Origin of the sequence: Cyanobacterium sp. Dongsha4, assembly GCF_036345015.1 — a bacterium.
Classification (GTDB): domain Bacteria; phylum Cyanobacteriota; class Cyanobacteriia; order Cyanobacteriales; family Cyanobacteriaceae; genus PCC-10605.
On the sequence record NZ_CP084098.1, the window covers coordinates 3,846,826 to 3,862,051 of the forward strand.

Annotated in this window: 18 protein-coding genes and 1 CRISPR repeat array; of the genes, 4 read left to right on the forward strand and 14 right to left on the reverse strand. The window is 33.0% G+C overall.

The features are described 5' to 3' along the window. The first annotated feature begins 6 nt into the window (after positions 1-6). From Dongsha4_RS16700 to Dongsha4_RS16710, 3 genes are all read left to right on the forward strand, one after another. Positions 7-915 (forward strand): WYL domain-containing protein, encoded by a 909-nt coding sequence (locus Dongsha4_RS16700; protein ID WP_330203425.1) that lies wholly within the window; start codon positions 7-9, stop codon positions 913-915. Positions 916-988: 73 nt separating this feature from the next. Beyond that, entirely contained in the window at positions 989-1,237 is a 249-nt protein-coding gene (locus Dongsha4_RS16705) for a type II toxin-antitoxin system Phd/YefM family antitoxin (protein WP_099435509.1), read from the forward strand. Further along, positions 1,230-1,661, forward strand: coding sequence for a putative toxin-antitoxin system toxin component, PIN family (locus Dongsha4_RS16710; RefSeq protein WP_330203426.1), 432 nt, complete (start codon positions 1,230-1,232; stop codon positions 1,659-1,661). The genes Dongsha4_RS16705 and Dongsha4_RS16710 overlap by 8 nt, the downstream gene beginning before the upstream one ends. Positions 1,662-1,725: 64 nt before the next feature. On the opposite strand, the gene Dongsha4_RS16715 is transcribed toward Dongsha4_RS16710, so the two are convergent. From Dongsha4_RS16715 to cmr4, 11 genes are all read right to left on the reverse strand, one after another. Next, entirely contained in the window at positions 1,726-2,046 is a 321-nt protein-coding gene (locus Dongsha4_RS16715) for a toxin-antitoxin system HicB family antitoxin (protein ID WP_330203427.1), read from the reverse strand. Positions 2,047-2,068: 22 nt separating this feature from the next. Continuing rightward, positions 2,069-2,350 carry a hypothetical protein gene (locus Dongsha4_RS16720; RefSeq protein WP_330203428.1) on the reverse strand — a complete coding sequence of 94 codons (282 nt, stop codon included), beginning with the start codon at positions 2,348-2,350 and terminating at the stop codon, positions 2,069-2,071. Next, entirely contained in the window at positions 2,343-2,624 is a 282-nt protein-coding gene (locus Dongsha4_RS16725; protein WP_330203429.1) for a BrnT family toxin, read from the reverse strand. The genes Dongsha4_RS16720 and Dongsha4_RS16725 overlap by 8 nt, the downstream gene beginning before the upstream one ends. A gap of 6 nt (positions 2,625-2,630) precedes the next feature. Beyond that, a CRISPR array of direct repeats spans positions 2,631-3,437; the repeat unit is 36 nt; unit sequence GTTTCCATTCAATTAGTTTCCCCCATTAAGGGAGAG. A gap of 206 nt (positions 3,438-3,643) precedes the next feature. Beyond that, the gene (locus Dongsha4_RS16730; protein ID WP_330203430.1) at positions 3,644-5,110 is read right to left on the reverse strand and encodes a hypothetical protein; all 1,467 of its coding nucleotides are present in this window, start codon (positions 5,108-5,110) and stop codon (positions 3,644-3,646) included. A 15-nt stretch (positions 5,111-5,125) separates the two neighbouring features. Next, on the reverse strand, positions 5,126-5,461 hold the full coding sequence (locus Dongsha4_RS16735; RefSeq protein ID WP_330203431.1) for a DUF5615 family PIN-like protein: 336 nt from the start codon (positions 5,459-5,461) through the stop codon (positions 5,126-5,128). After that, on the reverse strand, positions 5,445-5,669 hold the full coding sequence (locus Dongsha4_RS16740) for a DUF433 domain-containing protein (RefSeq protein WP_330203432.1): 225 nt from the start codon (positions 5,667-5,669) through the stop codon (positions 5,445-5,447). Before Dongsha4_RS16740 ends, Dongsha4_RS16735 begins: the two co-directional genes overlap by 17 nt. Positions 5,670-5,702: 33 nt before the next feature. Further along, positions 5,703-7,616, reverse strand: a complete 1,914-nt coding sequence (locus tag Dongsha4_RS16745) for an RAMP superfamily CRISPR-associated protein (protein ID WP_330203433.1) — start codon at positions 7,614-7,616, stop codon at positions 5,703-5,705. A 72-nt stretch (positions 7,617-7,688) separates the two neighbouring features. Beyond that, positions 7,689-7,955, reverse strand: coding sequence for an AbrB/MazE/SpoVT family DNA-binding domain-containing protein (locus Dongsha4_RS16750; protein WP_330203434.1), 267 nt, complete (start codon positions 7,953-7,955; stop codon positions 7,689-7,691). A 59-nt stretch (positions 7,956-8,014) separates the two neighbouring features. After that, positions 8,015-8,422 (reverse strand): hypothetical protein, encoded by a 408-nt coding sequence (locus Dongsha4_RS16755; protein WP_330203435.1) that lies wholly within the window; start codon positions 8,420-8,422, stop codon positions 8,015-8,017. Positions 8,423-8,497: 75 nt separating this feature from the next. Next, a complete protein-coding gene (locus Dongsha4_RS16760) occupies positions 8,498-8,722 on the reverse strand; it encodes a type II toxin-antitoxin system HicB family antitoxin (RefSeq protein ID WP_330203436.1) in 225 nt (74 codons plus the stop codon). Between the two features lie 51 nt (positions 8,723-8,773). After that, positions 8,774-9,574 (reverse strand): type III-B CRISPR module RAMP protein Cmr4, encoded by an 801-nt coding sequence (gene cmr4 / locus Dongsha4_RS16765; RefSeq protein WP_330203437.1) that lies wholly within the window; start codon positions 9,572-9,574, stop codon positions 8,774-8,776. 50 nt (positions 9,575-9,624) lie between these two features. Here cmr4 and Dongsha4_RS16770 point away from each other — a divergent pair, with 50 nt between their 5' ends. Beyond that, positions 9,625-10,005 carry a clan AA aspartic protease gene (locus Dongsha4_RS16770; RefSeq protein ID WP_330203438.1) on the forward strand — a complete coding sequence of 127 codons (381 nt, stop codon included), beginning with the start codon at positions 9,625-9,627 and terminating at the stop codon, positions 10,003-10,005. Positions 10,006-10,038: 33 nt separating this feature from the next. On the opposite strand, the gene Dongsha4_RS16775 is transcribed toward Dongsha4_RS16770, so the two are convergent. The 3 genes from Dongsha4_RS16775 to cas10 form a co-directional block, all read right to left on the reverse strand. Continuing rightward, a complete protein-coding gene (locus Dongsha4_RS16775; RefSeq protein ID WP_330203439.1) occupies positions 10,039-11,187 on the reverse strand; it encodes a type III-B CRISPR module-associated Cmr3 family protein in 1,149 nt (382 codons plus the stop codon). 29 nt (positions 11,188-11,216) lie between these two features. Next, positions 11,217-11,765 (reverse strand): hypothetical protein, encoded by a 549-nt coding sequence (locus tag Dongsha4_RS16780; protein ID WP_330203440.1) that lies wholly within the window; start codon positions 11,763-11,765, stop codon positions 11,217-11,219. Positions 11,766-12,013: 248 nt separating this feature from the next. Further along, on the reverse strand, positions 12,014-14,962 hold the full coding sequence (gene cas10, locus Dongsha4_RS16785; protein WP_330203441.1) for a type III-B CRISPR-associated protein Cas10/Cmr2: 2,949 nt from the start codon (positions 14,960-14,962) through the stop codon (positions 12,014-12,016). Positions 14,963-15,226 lie beyond the last annotated feature (264 nt).

Here is a 15,226-nt window from a genome sequence, read left to right on the forward strand (position 1 = left end):
AGAAGAATGTATCGTTGGGGTTACTATTTCGGTACTGGCGTTATGACTAAACCCGAATTTAAAACTGCTTTTGATGCTTTAGAGTCTATGGCAAACTATCAAGGAGATGCGATCGCTCAAAAACTGTATCAGGAATTAGAAAAAAGATTAAGGGGATTAAATTTAGAGAAAAAAGACGACTTTTTCTATCCTGTGAAAAGGAATTATAACCGTGCCATTAACTATACAAATCCCCAAGAAATGATTTTAAAGGGAAATAATCAAAAGACTTTATATCATCATATACCATCTTTAGAAAAAGCTATTATCAAAGGACAAGCCATCGAAATTATTCGTAAAAAAGACCCTTATAATCAAGGAAATATTGGTATAGAAATTATCATTCCTATTCAGTTAATTTATTATAATATTGCTTGGTATTTAGTATATGAAAACTGTGCTAATGGTCATTTTATTATAGGAAGATTAAATCGTTTTAGTGACTATTTTCGACTATTATCCCCCGCAGGTAGAAATATTCAAGCTCAAAAAGAATGTCTGAAAAATGTTGAACAGTTATTAACTAATGGTTGGGGTTTAAATCTGGGTAATTTAGATGAACAACAATTAGAATTGAAAGGAAAACTGACACTAGAAAAAATTAAAGTCAGGTTTTATCCTCCTATTTCTAATTTTATTTTGGAAGGAGATTTAAGACACTCTAAACAAAGAATAAAAGTTACTAAAGATAACTACAATAATCAAATTTTATTTCTCGATTATTTTATCAGTCTTCCTCCCCGTTCTCTTAATGAATTTTTATTTTGGTTACAGAGTTATGGTAGTTGTGTCGAAGTTATTTACCCTGAAGATTTACGAAAAAAACATAAAGAAGGTGCGATCGCACTCTCCCAACGTTATAACAATATTTCTTAAAAAATAATATTTTGTGGACAATTTGTCTATTTTGTCTATAATATGGTTAATACCCCTAAACAAAGGTGTGATTATGCAATTCGTTACCGCAACCGAAGCCAAACAAACCTTTGCCTCAGTTATTGATAAAGCTCAACGTGAACCTGTAGTTATTCGGAAACAAAACCGTGATGTTGCCGTTATTATGTCAATGGAAGACTATAACCGTATCACTCGCACTAATATTCAGGAATTTCAACAATTTAGGGCAAATATTGGACGTAAAGCCCAAGAAAATGGCTTAACCGAAGACATCTTGAATGAACTTTTAAAAGATGACTAATTCTTCCATACGCCTCGTTGTTGATACAAATGTTTTGGTTAGTGCTATTTTATCCCCTTATTCCATTCCTGCAAAAGTTTTAAACTGGGGAGAGGATAATGGAATTATTTTATATTCTACTGACACTTTAGCTGAACTTTTATCGGTTTTAGCTCGATCGAAATTTGCTCAATATATTCAACCTGATGACATTGAAGGATTATCTTTACGCATCAAGGCTACATGGTTTTATGTGCCAATATTGAAACGAGTTAATTTATGCCGAGATACAAAAGATGATAAATTTATTGAATTAGCTTTAAATGGTAACGCTTCACATCTGATTACTGGAGATACAGATTTACTGATTTTACATCCTATTCAAAATATTCCCGTTATTAATCCCCGTACTTTTTGGGATTTTATTAATCAAGAAATTTCCTAATTTCCTAAAGCGTGTGCAACGTAGCTGTGCCGAAGGCATTGCACTCTCACAACGTTATGGTTTATTATAATTTTCTTAATTTTGAGGCTAATTTTTCTGTAATTTCTCTAGGTAATTGATCTTCCGATTCGGTCATTTCTCTTTGATTTAAAATCATGGTAATTTCTTCATCTTCAAGACTACCTAATTCCTTGATTAAATCATTAAAATTAGATTCTTGTTTTTCTACTTCCTTTTCCGATAAAGAATTAATGGTATAACTATTATGTATTTGACAGCTTAAAGCATAGACAATATATTGATTTAATGAAACCCCCTCGCTTTTAGCTAGGTTAGCCAATTTATGATGCAATGTTTCTGGTAATCTTAAAGTTAAACGACTCATAATTTTTTAATTGCAGTTTAATTTAATGTTCTGTTTGATGGTGAATATAGTTTTCAAGAACATTATTTATTAATACTTCATAACTATTTTCTTGAGCATGACTTTTAAACCAGTTTATGAGATCTGATTTGATTCTAACGGTATCTGTCTTGGATTTGCGAGGATGTTCGATTCTTTTTGCTGTTTTGAAAAAATCTTCATTAATTTCAGGTATATCGCTAAAATCAATATCCTCGTCAGACATTTCCCAGACAATTTTTTGTCTTTCTTCTTTTGACATATCAGAAAAATTGTTCTTACTCATATAGTTTTCTTTCCTGTTTAGAGGCTTTTCTCGCTGAAATAATCCGAATTTTGTCTGCTCTTTCAGTATAAACTACAATCCCTAAAATATACTTATTGAGAGTTTCTAAATATATTTGACCTATGATGATAAATCGCAATTCACCATAGGCGAATCGATCGTCTTCAAAAATAATAGCGGATAAATCATCAAAAATTGACTGTGCTTCTTCAAAAGTAATCCCATGTTTTTGTTGGTTACTAATATTTTTATTTATATCCCATTCAAAATTCATATTTATGTTTCCATTCAATTAGTTTCCCCCATTAAGGGAGAGTTATCAACATCCCAAATTTGCTCGATCGCACTTAAAGAATATCTGAAGTTTCCATTCAATTAGTTTCCCCCATTAAGGGAGAGAGTAATAAGTTATTTTTTACTTTCCCTATTTATAGGGTTTCCATTCAATTAGTTTCCCCCATTAAGGGAGAGAGGTGTGTAATTCAACTGCCCAGTGACAAACTATCCAGTGTTTCCATTCAATTAGTTTCCCCCATTAAGGGAGAGCGTGCGATCCAAGACTCACAATTTAGGTCAAACTCAAAGGTTTCCATTCAATTAGTTTCCCCCATTAAGGGAGAGATATGGGATTATCATTAGAAGAATTGTTGCTGTACAAGTTTCCATTCAATTAGTTTCCCCCATTAAGGGAGAGAGTACCATTGCGAATAGACTCGATCGCATCTTTAGAGTTGACGATATTCCATTCAATTAGTTTCCCCCATTAAGGGAGAGAGTTAAGAACTTCTTCAGCTCTCGCTTTACAAGTTTCCTTTGTAATTCCATTCAATTAGTTTCCCCCATTAAGGGAGAGACAGTTAGAAAGAGTAACCCGCAAGTAATTTTAGACTGTTCAAATTCCATTCAATTAGTTTCCCCCATTAAGGGAGAGAGTGGACAAGATGTAACATCACAATACTATCTTTTCCCCAATTCCATTCAATTAGTTTCCCCCATTAAGGGAGAGACCAACACCAAAAACTTCATCAATGAGTAAAATATCAGGCTCCAAAATTCCATTCAATTAGTTTCCCCCATTAAGGGAGAGAGAGCCAGTTTTAAAACGCTTATCTGATAATAATTCCAGAGGCGGTTTGCGACCGATAGCAAAATTATAATCAATTTAACCCATTTTTGTCAAAGAAAAATCCCTGAAATCCTTATTTAGCAAGACATCGACCGATCCCACGCAAGAATAAATATTTGAGGTGATTTATCGGATTGATCGCAAAGTATTTTTGTATTTTGTTTTATTTACTTAGGTTGATACCGTTGAATCAAATCTTTAATTTCCTTGTGATACCCCGCCATGAAACTAGCCTTTTCTAAGCTAGGATAATCTTGTCCTGAAAGGGAGTTTAAATAGTATAAAACCGTCTTCTTCCATTGTTGAACATCTTGAACTTCCCAACAAACATTAAATAAATCACCTTTTTCTAAATGTTTTAAACGATGAAAAATACGATTACGCCACGGCTTAATATGAACAAAAAAACGCTTCCATTGATGTTCATTTTTGATATGAGGTAAAGCAATCTCCACTAGAGAATCCAAACCACCACCATAAAGATAAACTCTACCATCTTGATTAAATAAGCCTCGTTGTTTTTTAAACTCTGAAAATGGGCTATTTTTATCGCAAATACTGGATCTTAAATAGGGAGTTTCCCCTTTAGGAGAAATAACATAATCCGTATATTTAAAATTAATTAACTCACTCATTAAACCCTCGATCGCACGAAAAGCATGGAAAAAAGCCTCAATATTATTACCCTGTTTAAAACGCACAAAACCCAGATAAGCTGACTCATATCCTCGCCACCACCAATTATCTTTCGGGATTTGTTGTAATTTATCAATAAAAGTATCAAAATCTGTAATATTCCACTTAATCGCTTTACCTAAATAAAGTTTTAACTTGCGAATATACTCATTATTACTATCTTGATAATAAGGAGAAAGAATAGCATTTACTCCCTCATAATCATGTCTGTCTAATAAACTTAAAGCCTCTGCTTTTTTGCGACTCCAAAGATAATTAACTCCGATGAATGGTTTTGTATAAGGAGATGGTATTCCTGCTAAATTATCCTGAGTATTTTCTTCAAAGTCATAAAAAATTACCTTTTCTTCAAATCTGGTAATAGAGGTAATTCTTGCCGCTTCTGATGACTGATTAACTCCTCCTTTTAAACATAAAATTAAGTTCTGATTGTTTTTATTATTAGGTGCGATCGCATCCCAAAATTTTTCCCACCAAAGAAACATTTGTTCAAAATTAGCAGGATTATTATTAGGTTCATTTCCTTGAATAAAAACCTTAGTTTCAAAGTTATAATGCTTCTGTAGATATTTTTGGATTATATAACCAGAATACAAGGTATCATAGCGATAGTATTGACGATTAGCAGTGTTAATTTGATCAGTAACAATGAGATAAACAGTATCAATTTTATTTTGATAATCTTCAATTAATTTTCCGATAATAATAGGCTTAATTTTATCTTGATATTGTTCCCAATTGTCTGATAAATGTTTAGTAACATTACGAAAAGTATCAGAAATACCTAATTCATATTGAACCCTTACCGCTTGGCTATCTTCCCCGTCAACATTAGATTTAGAGGCATTACCGATATTAAGCCACTGTTGACTATACTCATCACAATATAAAGCTAAATCACGAGTGCCAATGGTAGCCACTAAAATAGTTTTAGTCATAATTAATTAAGTTTTTTAGAGTGTTTTATCATTAACATAAATTATTTCACCAGAGCGAATATTAGTAAGAATTTCTTTAATTTTGGGTACGAAAAATTTTAAGGTTTCTATTCTATTATTTGGTGCTGATAAAACAATAACGGCTAAATCAATATTAGTTAAATTTTGCTGTGCAGATAAATTATTATCAATGGTGATAAATACATCAAATTCTGTAGCCGCTAGTCTTAATAAATTACCATTTTTTGTACCCGCCCAACCTTGTTCAGGAACGGTGATAACACTATAATTATGATTAGCTATTTCTCTTTTTAGTTTTTTAGGTAAACACTCATCAAGCAACACTTTCATAATCACTAGCCAAATAATATTTTATGGAAATATTTAAAAACATTAATACATTTTCTTTTTTTACTGTGGGAAAATCATCTAAAAATTCTTCAATAGAGTCTCCAGCTTCCAGATAATCAAGTAAATTTTGAACAGGTACACGAGTTCCTTTAAATACGGGTATCCCTGAGAGAATTTCTGGATCTTTTACAATTAATTGATTATTCATTTTTTTATCTAGCTTTTTGATCATACTTTACAGTTAAAAAGGAAAAATTTGATAATATTCTTTGGCATTATCTTTTAAATTTTCTAAGAATTGTCGGCGAGGGTTTTGAGTCGCCCCAAATACTGTTACAACTTGATAATCATTTTCGTCAGTATTTGCCACCCATACAGGGGAAGGTTTAACGCCTCCTTGCACTTTTCCACATAAATCACCATCATAGTTACCGTTTCTTTTTAACGTTTGAGAATGTAAAGTTGCCAAAGCGTATGGTTTGTTAAAATCCTCATCTCCTGAACAAACTACAATTTTACAATTAGCGTCTATAGCTTCTTGCCAATCTCGATTACTAACTCGCCCATTATTATGCAAACTTTTAGGGTTAATATTTTGATTAATTAAACTACCTAAAGCGGAATAAAAAGCCTGTAATTTTTGCTTAAATTGTTGGGCAAATTGTCTAGGATTATCTGCTACATTCCAAATGTCTTCTTCACTATCAATAAAGAAAGTTGAACCACGCCACCAAGGAGCATATTGACGATTTTCACGAGAATAATTTGGTCTTCTTGCACCTTGTCCAATACCACCTAAATTTAGCATCATCCAAGTTAGATTATACATTAAATCTTTAACAACTTTTTGCTTATCTTGAGGAATTTCTGAGGAATAACTTAAGGTTAAAATCCCCGATTGTTCACCCGGATCATCATTTCTTCCTTGCTGATTAGGACGAGGTTCAGCTTGAATTAATTTACCCTCTAAAATATTGCATTGAATATAACCTCTTTTTTGAGGATTAATACTGCCGAATAATTGCCCTTCCCATTCTTGTACTTTATTAGCAGGTAATACCCCTAAACCAAAGCATCTAAACCAATATCTTAACATGGATTTAAAGGCAGTGCTTCTCACTTCGGCAATAGGTTTTCCCCTCATTTGCCAATTACCATGATGATTTTGAATCCATTGGGTAAATTTTTGATAACCGTGAATTAACTGTCCTTGTAAGCCTATTTCTACTCTCAAAAATTCGGAGTTTGATTCCTCCTTACCCCCCGTTTTAAGTTGTCCATAACCGCTATTAATTTGTGAACCAATACCTTCTAATAAACCGTTAATTAACCAGTTTTTGACTTTTTCTAAAATTCCCTTATTTTGACAATTACTAGCAAGTCTTAAACCAATAATAAAAGTAGCATTTTTAAGAGACAAAAAAGGATTAGGATTAGGGGAATATTTGAGGTTATTTCCGTCCCAATTCCAGATATTATTTGCCATATCCATCTCTAAACAACCTTCTTTAGGATATGCGTCAAAAAAGACAACTTTTCCTGCTTGATTAGCTTTATTATCGGTGTTAATTGAACCAAAATAAGGAGCAATTTTTTGCTCTGCTTTTTCCCATGATAAACCCTCATTTTTCATGATTTCTCGAATGGCATAGTTACGAGCAACACCTCTTAAGCTACTAGCAGGAATACAAGGCATTCCTAAAGCATCAAAGGCGGGTAAGAGGATGTTTTCCACTCCCCGATGCCCACCAACCCGAATCCGCCATGTTGACTTAGCTTCAAAGGATACCTCTGCCATTAATTTGGTGCGTTGATTCAGAGTAGCAAGACGACTGTTATAGTTTCTGCTATTGTCTTGGATTTTCTGCAAGATTTCGATTTTCGTACCGTCTTTATAGGGATTATCTGCTTCTCTCATCCACCGTAAATATTCGGGAAAACCTGCGGATTTGTCAATGGGTGGGTTTTCATTTAATAACCAAGAATTAGGCATAGGATTGTTACTTTCTCCGACTTTTTTTCCTTTAGAAATAGGAGGTTTTCCTCCTCCGACACTTCCACTATGTTTTTTAGTAGGGTTAGTGCTTGATTTTACTTCTTTTTTTGGAGGAGTAGGCGGTGATTTTAATATTGGTTTTGGGTTTAAATTGGTCATAATTTTATAGGTTAATATGGTTAAATACAAAATTTATTTAATAAACAATAGAAAAACTTAAAAATAAGCAATTTAAGTTACTAAAGTTTCTAATTTTGCTAATACTTCTTCTCCTACTGGTTCACCCCAGTCAACTTCATTGTGTTGCTTTTCTGGTGTCATACCTTCGAGTAATTCCTCTAAAGTGTATTTTTTCCGTTGATGAGTAGGTTTAATAATTATATTTTTTTCTACTACATCGATCGAAATTTCACTTCCTTCTGTTAATTGCAACTGAGATGCGATCGCCTTTGGGATTCTCACGGCTAAACTATTTCCCCATTTACTAATAACTGACATAAATTTTTTAGCATCAAATATCTACTTTTTTCTATTGTATATACTTGGAGTAATTAAAATTAAGTATCACCTGTCACATCGTGATAAATAGCATTCGCCCAAAAAGCAAATTCTTGAGCAATTTGTAAGCCTAATCCTGTTAAACCTAAGTAGTTATCAGCGGATAAATTTTTGATGGTTTCTAAACCGTTATTTCCTGCTAAATTTTGTTGAGATGAGATGTCTTCTAAACATTTAAAATATTTTTTGACAACTTCTAATTTTCCTTTTAATTTTTGTCCTTCTTTATCTAATGCTTTTTCTTCAGCTTTTAATCGCATTAATCCCCATGTTGCTAGGTAAGTATAAAGTTCGATCGCCTGATTTTTTTGCTCTTTTAATTTAGTCTGATCTTTTGTTGCTTCTCTTAAGTTTTTCAAAGCATCATACACGGGGCTACTAATAGTTCTAGGGTCAAAATTTACCATAATTTACTCCTTGATTAACATTAAAATTTTCGTTCTAAATTCCCCCCTTATTAAGGGGGGTTAGGGGGGATCAAATTAAGCTACAGATAAAGCGGAAAAAGTTTTAGGAATGGGTAATTCTTCTTGAGACTCTATAGCCGATTCGATCAAAAAATTTAGTAATTCTTGACCATTTTTCACTGCTTCTTCATAAGAATCACCATGAGTATGACAAAATTCGCTCCACTCTGGTAAATTAACCACAAAACAGTCATCTTCATTTGACCATTGAATTAACATGGTATATTTTTGATTTTTCATAATAATTAATCCCTATTATCTTTTACTTTTTGAATAGCATTAAAAACGTCATTAAGCGGGGTTAGGGGTATTATTCCACTGTTGACAAAAACCACGCCCTAAACTTTCTTGCCCTCCAAATTGAATGATTCTATTACTACTAATTAGACTATTTAATTCTTTCAAAGATTCCTCACCACTACCATTAGCTTTAGTGGTTAAACCATTGGTATAATACATTAGAGTATCTGGGGGAATAGCCTCCTCATAACGAAAACCTCCGTCAACGGTTTTATGTTCATCTAATTTGATTTTTACCTGTCGCCATAAACTCATTTCGATTAAAGTAGCACAATGTTGATCTGGTAAAATTAACACTTTATCTATGGGTTTAGTTATATCATTTTTAGGAATGAAATCTTGCCAATTTTCCCACTCTTTTAAATCACCTGATTTTAAGATCGCATCTTTTAAATAAACATTACTATTATTCTGTTTAAAACTGCAACTATAAATCTCAGGAATTGTCAGCGATTTTGTTTGATACCTTACCCAACGATGCAATAATAAAGGTGAAGTAATCCAGACAATGCCATGACTTAAAGAAGGTACGGGAAGGAATAAAATAGACGCATCTCCTATCCAAATATCACCCTGTTCTAATTGTGCATTATCATCTCCTAATTCGTTACCAAATAGTTGAAATTTATTTTTTTTATCGTAGATAATTGCTCTTAATTTTCCTCGAATGGTACTTGATGGAATGTAGGGTAAATTGGTATGAGATTCTCTGGCAATACCGACTAAATTGCCTTCTTGGGTTGTACCGCCTGTGTGTAATGGTGCTAATAAATAAAGGTAAGTTTGATTCATTTTTTTTGACATATAATGTAATTAATTAACAGTAAATAAAAGTGAAATTTATGGGTTTAGTCTTTAGTGAAATTCAATTAAGAAACCCCAGTAAAAGTGATTTAGAACCGATTAAGGTGGAGGCTTTAGCTGATTCTGGAGCGGTTCATTTATGTATTCCAGAACATATAAAAATACAGTTACAATTGGAGGAAGTAAGTAAAAAAGAGGTAACATTAGATGATGGTAGTACAAAGTTAATTAGTTATGTAGGTCCGATCGAACTTCGGTTTAAAAATAGAATTGGTTTTGTTGGTGCTTTAGTCATGGGAGATCAAGTATTATTAGGGGCAATTCCAAGGTCAGATATGGACTTAATTGTTATTCCTAGTAACCGTCAATTAATGGTTAATCCAAATAGTCCAAATATTGCGACTTCTATAGTTAAATAAACTAGCTAGAATTTAATTTTTTCAGCATTTTTCTTAATCCTCTTTGTAGGGTAGCCAAAATATTTCACCATAACCTAACCTCCGCCATTTTTTGACTTTTTCAGGGGCATTTTCTGTGTCTTGAAATAGCATTTCTGGTTCATTGAGATAAAACACTGTACCCGCAGGAGAAGCAAACACTTGAGGGGCTGGAATACTGTTATTATTACTTTGAAAACGATTACTAATAACTAAAGGTTTTTCCGTAGCTACACTCACTAAGTTCCCTGATTTTTGGTTTTTATTGACTGTGTATGCTAATTTCCATTCCCAAGGATAAGGGCGACATTTAGCGAGATTATTTTGGGTTCTTTCAAAAATAGCAGGAGTGGCTAAATAACCTAAACTTTTTCTTTTTTGTTGGTAGTTATTTTCCGATAATTGGACTAGATTATCCCACTGTTTATTTAATTGAGGACAAGGTTTTAAAATGGCTTGATGTCCTTCTCCTCCTAATTTAATAATTATACCTTTTTCTGGTATCTTTATTAAAGAATTTAAGTCTTGATTTTCTTGAGGATAATTATTGATTTCTATTTTGACAGCCAGTGACCAATTAGGAAGCATTCTTATGCAGTTTTCCACAAAATAACCATCACTATCTTTAACAGTTTTTGTGCCTGTTTCAATACTGTTATGGGGACGACTTTCTAATGTCCAGGGTTGATCTTCTCCTTTTATTTTTATTTGCCAATTTTCTTCTTTTATTTTACCTGTTTTGAGCCATTCTTCAATTACATTATAGGGTAAATATCGTCTTTTTTTATCGTCTTTTTCTCTTTCTTGATCCTCCGCATCTTTAAGGGTTTTGATAGTAGTTAATGGACAAGGTTTCGTTTTATCCCAGTAAATATGATTTAAGCAATGTTCAGGTTTCCACATTAATGGATAAAGCATTTTTGAGCCAACATAATTTAAAGGACTCGGTAAATAAAGGGTGATATTTTCTCTTTCATAATGGGCTAAAAATATCCCTTTTAAGTTGAGTAAATAGTCTTTTTGTAATAAACCTCTAATAGAACCAGCGATCGCATGATGACTAGGAGGGAAAAGGCTTCCTGCCCATGCCCTTTCACCGGGGGTAAAGGGTTTTGCATCTCGAAACATTAAGACATCAAGGGGTGTAATTGTAAACCAAGACATAATTAGTGAATAGTTAATATTGTTGTTAATTAATTAGTGATTATTTCTTTGATTAATTTATCGTCATAGTTTATTTTATTATTGGTAAAATTACAGCAATCAATGATAATTTCTTGTTCATTCTCTTGCCCTAAATTCTCCTCAATAAAACTATGAAAAATAGGTTGCATAATTTGCTCTTTTCTTTCCATTCTTAAAATTTCCCATTTATTGGGATTGACATTAATTAACGTTTCAATAATTATTTCATTATAAATAATCTGAAATTTACTTAAATCCATATCGATTCTTTCAATGATTTTGTTTTGTCTATTATTCCAAAATCTTTCGGTAATTTGTCGATATTCTTTATTTTTTAAATCCGTTAATAATATTTTAGTAAATAAAAGATCATCAATGATAAAATCTTTATTTTGTTTCAAATATTCTTCTCCATGACTATATTTAGGACAAGAATTAATATCAATAATTTCGTTTTCTTCTAAGTCAAAATATTCATGAGGATTTAGTTGATAAGATTGCAATTCTTGATTATTTTTCAGTAAATATTGAATTTCAATAGTTATATAATCTATCATTAATTTTTACCTCTTTTGCCTAAATCTCTATCTTCAAAAGCCTTCATGATTTGTCGGTACGTTTTACGGTTAATTTCTTCATTTTCTAACATTGTTTTTAACTGATTAGGAGTTTTTTGAGTAATTCATTAATGTCTATTCCTTTTTAATTTGGGTTTGTTCTTAAATTCCTTAATTGTCAAATTCCAGCTAGTTGATTTACAATAGGAATATCAGGTTCTATTTCCATCTAAAATTATCCCCTTAGTTTATATTTCCCGTTTACGAATCATAAAAGAGGCTAATTTTAACCAGTTTTGGACTTCGTTATTAATTTCATTTAAAGAGGTTGTATTCCATAAATTTTCTATAAAATTAGTTAAGCAATTTCTGATCTCATTTTGCTTATCTTCATCAACATTTCGATTCAAAGAAAAACTAATTACCCAATCCTTAATTGCTTGTTTTGTAGGTGCGGGATGAGATGACCATAAATTACTAGCTAATTCAAAAATACTAGCATCTAAGTTAGATTCAAGTAGTTGTTTCCATTGTTGAAAAGTATCAAATTTGGCGGTAGCTTTCAAAATATTTCCGTTACCATAAATAACCCTTACTTGCACCGCATCCTTAGCAATTTTTTCCCCCTCTTTCATGTAATAATGTTCTTTAGCTTCTTCTTCTGCTTCCCACATATTCTCAAGTGCGATCGCCATTGGTACAGAATGATGAGCTATAATGATACCAAAACTAATAGTAGCGTTTTTGCCCATAGTAAATAACGGGCGAGGAGAAACAGAATTAGGGATGGTGTCTGGATTTTGCCACTGCCAGTAATCCCCCTCATTATCAAATTCGTTGTGAGGATCAGCTTCACCTTTGAAACATTGACGTAAATCCCATAACCAATTATCCCACTCCCAAAGATTACCGTATGCTAAGACATCATCCCCACCACCATAAATAAGCCTTCCTGCATATCTTTCTTCGGTTAAATAAGGCACTAATTGATTAGAAAAGTCCAATAAGGCACGACTTAACGCACTATGGGTAGAAGGTCCCATTCTTTTGCGAAGTTTGATAAAATCTTTATATTCTTTAGCAATAGGATTATTTTTCATTTTTTCCGACAAACTAGGGGCAATATAGTCTTCATAGTTGCCTAATTTGCCTCCCTTTAACCATTCACTCATACCATCCCCATCCCCTGCGGCTAAAACATACCAGTCAGCAGGATTATTCTGAGGATAAAATTGATTGATTTCCCTCTGCAATTCCTGTCGGTAGCTAATATCTTCTTCTGTGTCAAACTCCTCTATTAACCAACCAGCATTGAGAAAACGAGGATGATATTTGTGGTAGTCACTCTCATCATGATTATCAATCCAAGGAATACCCCATGCTTGGGTTACAGTGTCGGGAATTTGTCGGTGATCAGCGATGATTTTTTGATTAAGATAAGAGCAAACTTGATGAAAATAGGTTAATTTTGCTTCTTTTTCCGCTTCTGTGCCTGTTTTTAAATATCCTGCAACTCCTGCGGTTAAATCTGGATAAGAGGCGTTAATTTGCTCCTCTGTCAAGTTTAACAAGTCTGGTAAAATTTTATGTAAACCTCTTTTTACCGTTTCTGTGGCATTCAGTTTTTCCCTACCATCAAACAATCCTGCGTGATGTTGCCAATATAACTTACTTTGCCCTTCGCTTAACCAATCATCTCCCGGATGTACTACTGAGCCTATACCTGATACAGTTGATCTGTCTCCAAAAGCAGTTGGTATTTCCCAACTACGGGCATTTTTTACCGATGCTAAAGCAAGGCGAGTTTGATCAAAGATACTAGCCCACCATGAACCAACATTAGCACTAGAAGGATATTTTTTCCAAGTTTCTAAGCGAATTTTTCCTGCTTTTTGCAAGAAGGCTAATTCTTTTTCTAAAAATAAAGCCTGTTTACCGAGTAAATCATAAGCCTGATTTTGAATATCAATCCATCTTTGATCTTCTTCTGGATTTTCGACTATTTGCTCATCTTGGAAGATTTCACTACTTTTTAATTCTACTCCTTCTTTACCAATGGATACACCGACATAATAAGTTTGCCATTGAGAATCTAACCAACCTTTCCAAGTGTTGCTTTGCGCTTTTAACTCCCTCATCCAATAGCGATTATTCTGCAAATCATCTAAGACTAAGGCGCTAACTTCTCGCCAACCGTTTAATAATTCATTTTTTGCGGTTTCCATAGCGGAAGCAACTTTTTCTTTGGGTAAGATTAAGATAATCACATTGGGAAAACCTGCTGTTAAGAGTTTTCTCCCATCGGGTTGTTTTATCCATTGACGAAAATGAGGATATTTTTCCAGTAACCAATGATCTATTAAGGGTTGTTGAAATAAACTGGGATAAAGTAGGGTATCTGCACCGTAAATTTGTGCTAATTTCCAACTCACTTTAGCACTAAGATAGTGTAAAATCCATGAACCAGCCCAAAAATCTCGCATTTTACGACTGGCTTTGATTAATTCTTGGATGGGAGAAAAGGTAAAGGCAGTTAGGTAAGGATGAGATAATTCTTTGTCTTTTTGCCAGTTGCCTTCCAATTCCTCCGTAGTTAAATTATATCCTGTTAATGCCCCTGCCATAGCAGAGGTTAAACTGCCGTGATTCCAAATACTGCTATCGGGTAAACGGGTTTCGGCAGGAGATAAGAGTAAACTATAGTCGTCAAGTTGTTGGCAAACTGCTTCGGGTAGGCAACGCCATAACCACCAGTATAATTCTTTGGTTTTTTCGATGTCGTCTTGATTTTCCCTTAAGTCTTGGGGTATTTGATTTAATAATTGATTTTCTTGATTGCTTAAATATTCTTGACGATTATTAATTAGTTGTTGATGTGATTTTATGTGTAGGTTTAATTTTTCCCCTGAAAGAAGATGTGAAACTTGTAAACCATTATCATTATAATCTATATGTGCAGTCACAGATGCGATCGCACCTCTATCACTAGCAGAAGTAAGAAAATCTGCTAATTTGATATGTTTCATGATTTTTTTTGAAGATTCTTCGGGATTTAAGCCATTTTCTACCCAATTATTCATCACTCCTAACTGTCGCCAAAAACTGTTTGAGCCTCTACCTGTGTTGTTGTGTAGTGCTTTCAATATGGGATCATGAAGTAATCCCCAAATCTTGGATTGCCAATATGGTTTAGCCACTATGGTTTTTTCCTTTTTTCCTTTGATATTTCTATAGTTTAGCTAACTGATTGGAGACTTATATATCTCTATCTAATATTTATAGATTTTACAGTTAGTCCTTTCAAAGGTTCATTATAAATACTCTCTTTTCCCATTATTTATTTATGTAATGAATATTATTTGTTTGTAACTTTTTTTTATATCCATGCCATACTATTATCTTTTGAATTGTTTTATTACGAATTATTGTCAATGTAGCTTTTTGATTACTAAGAGTTTAAC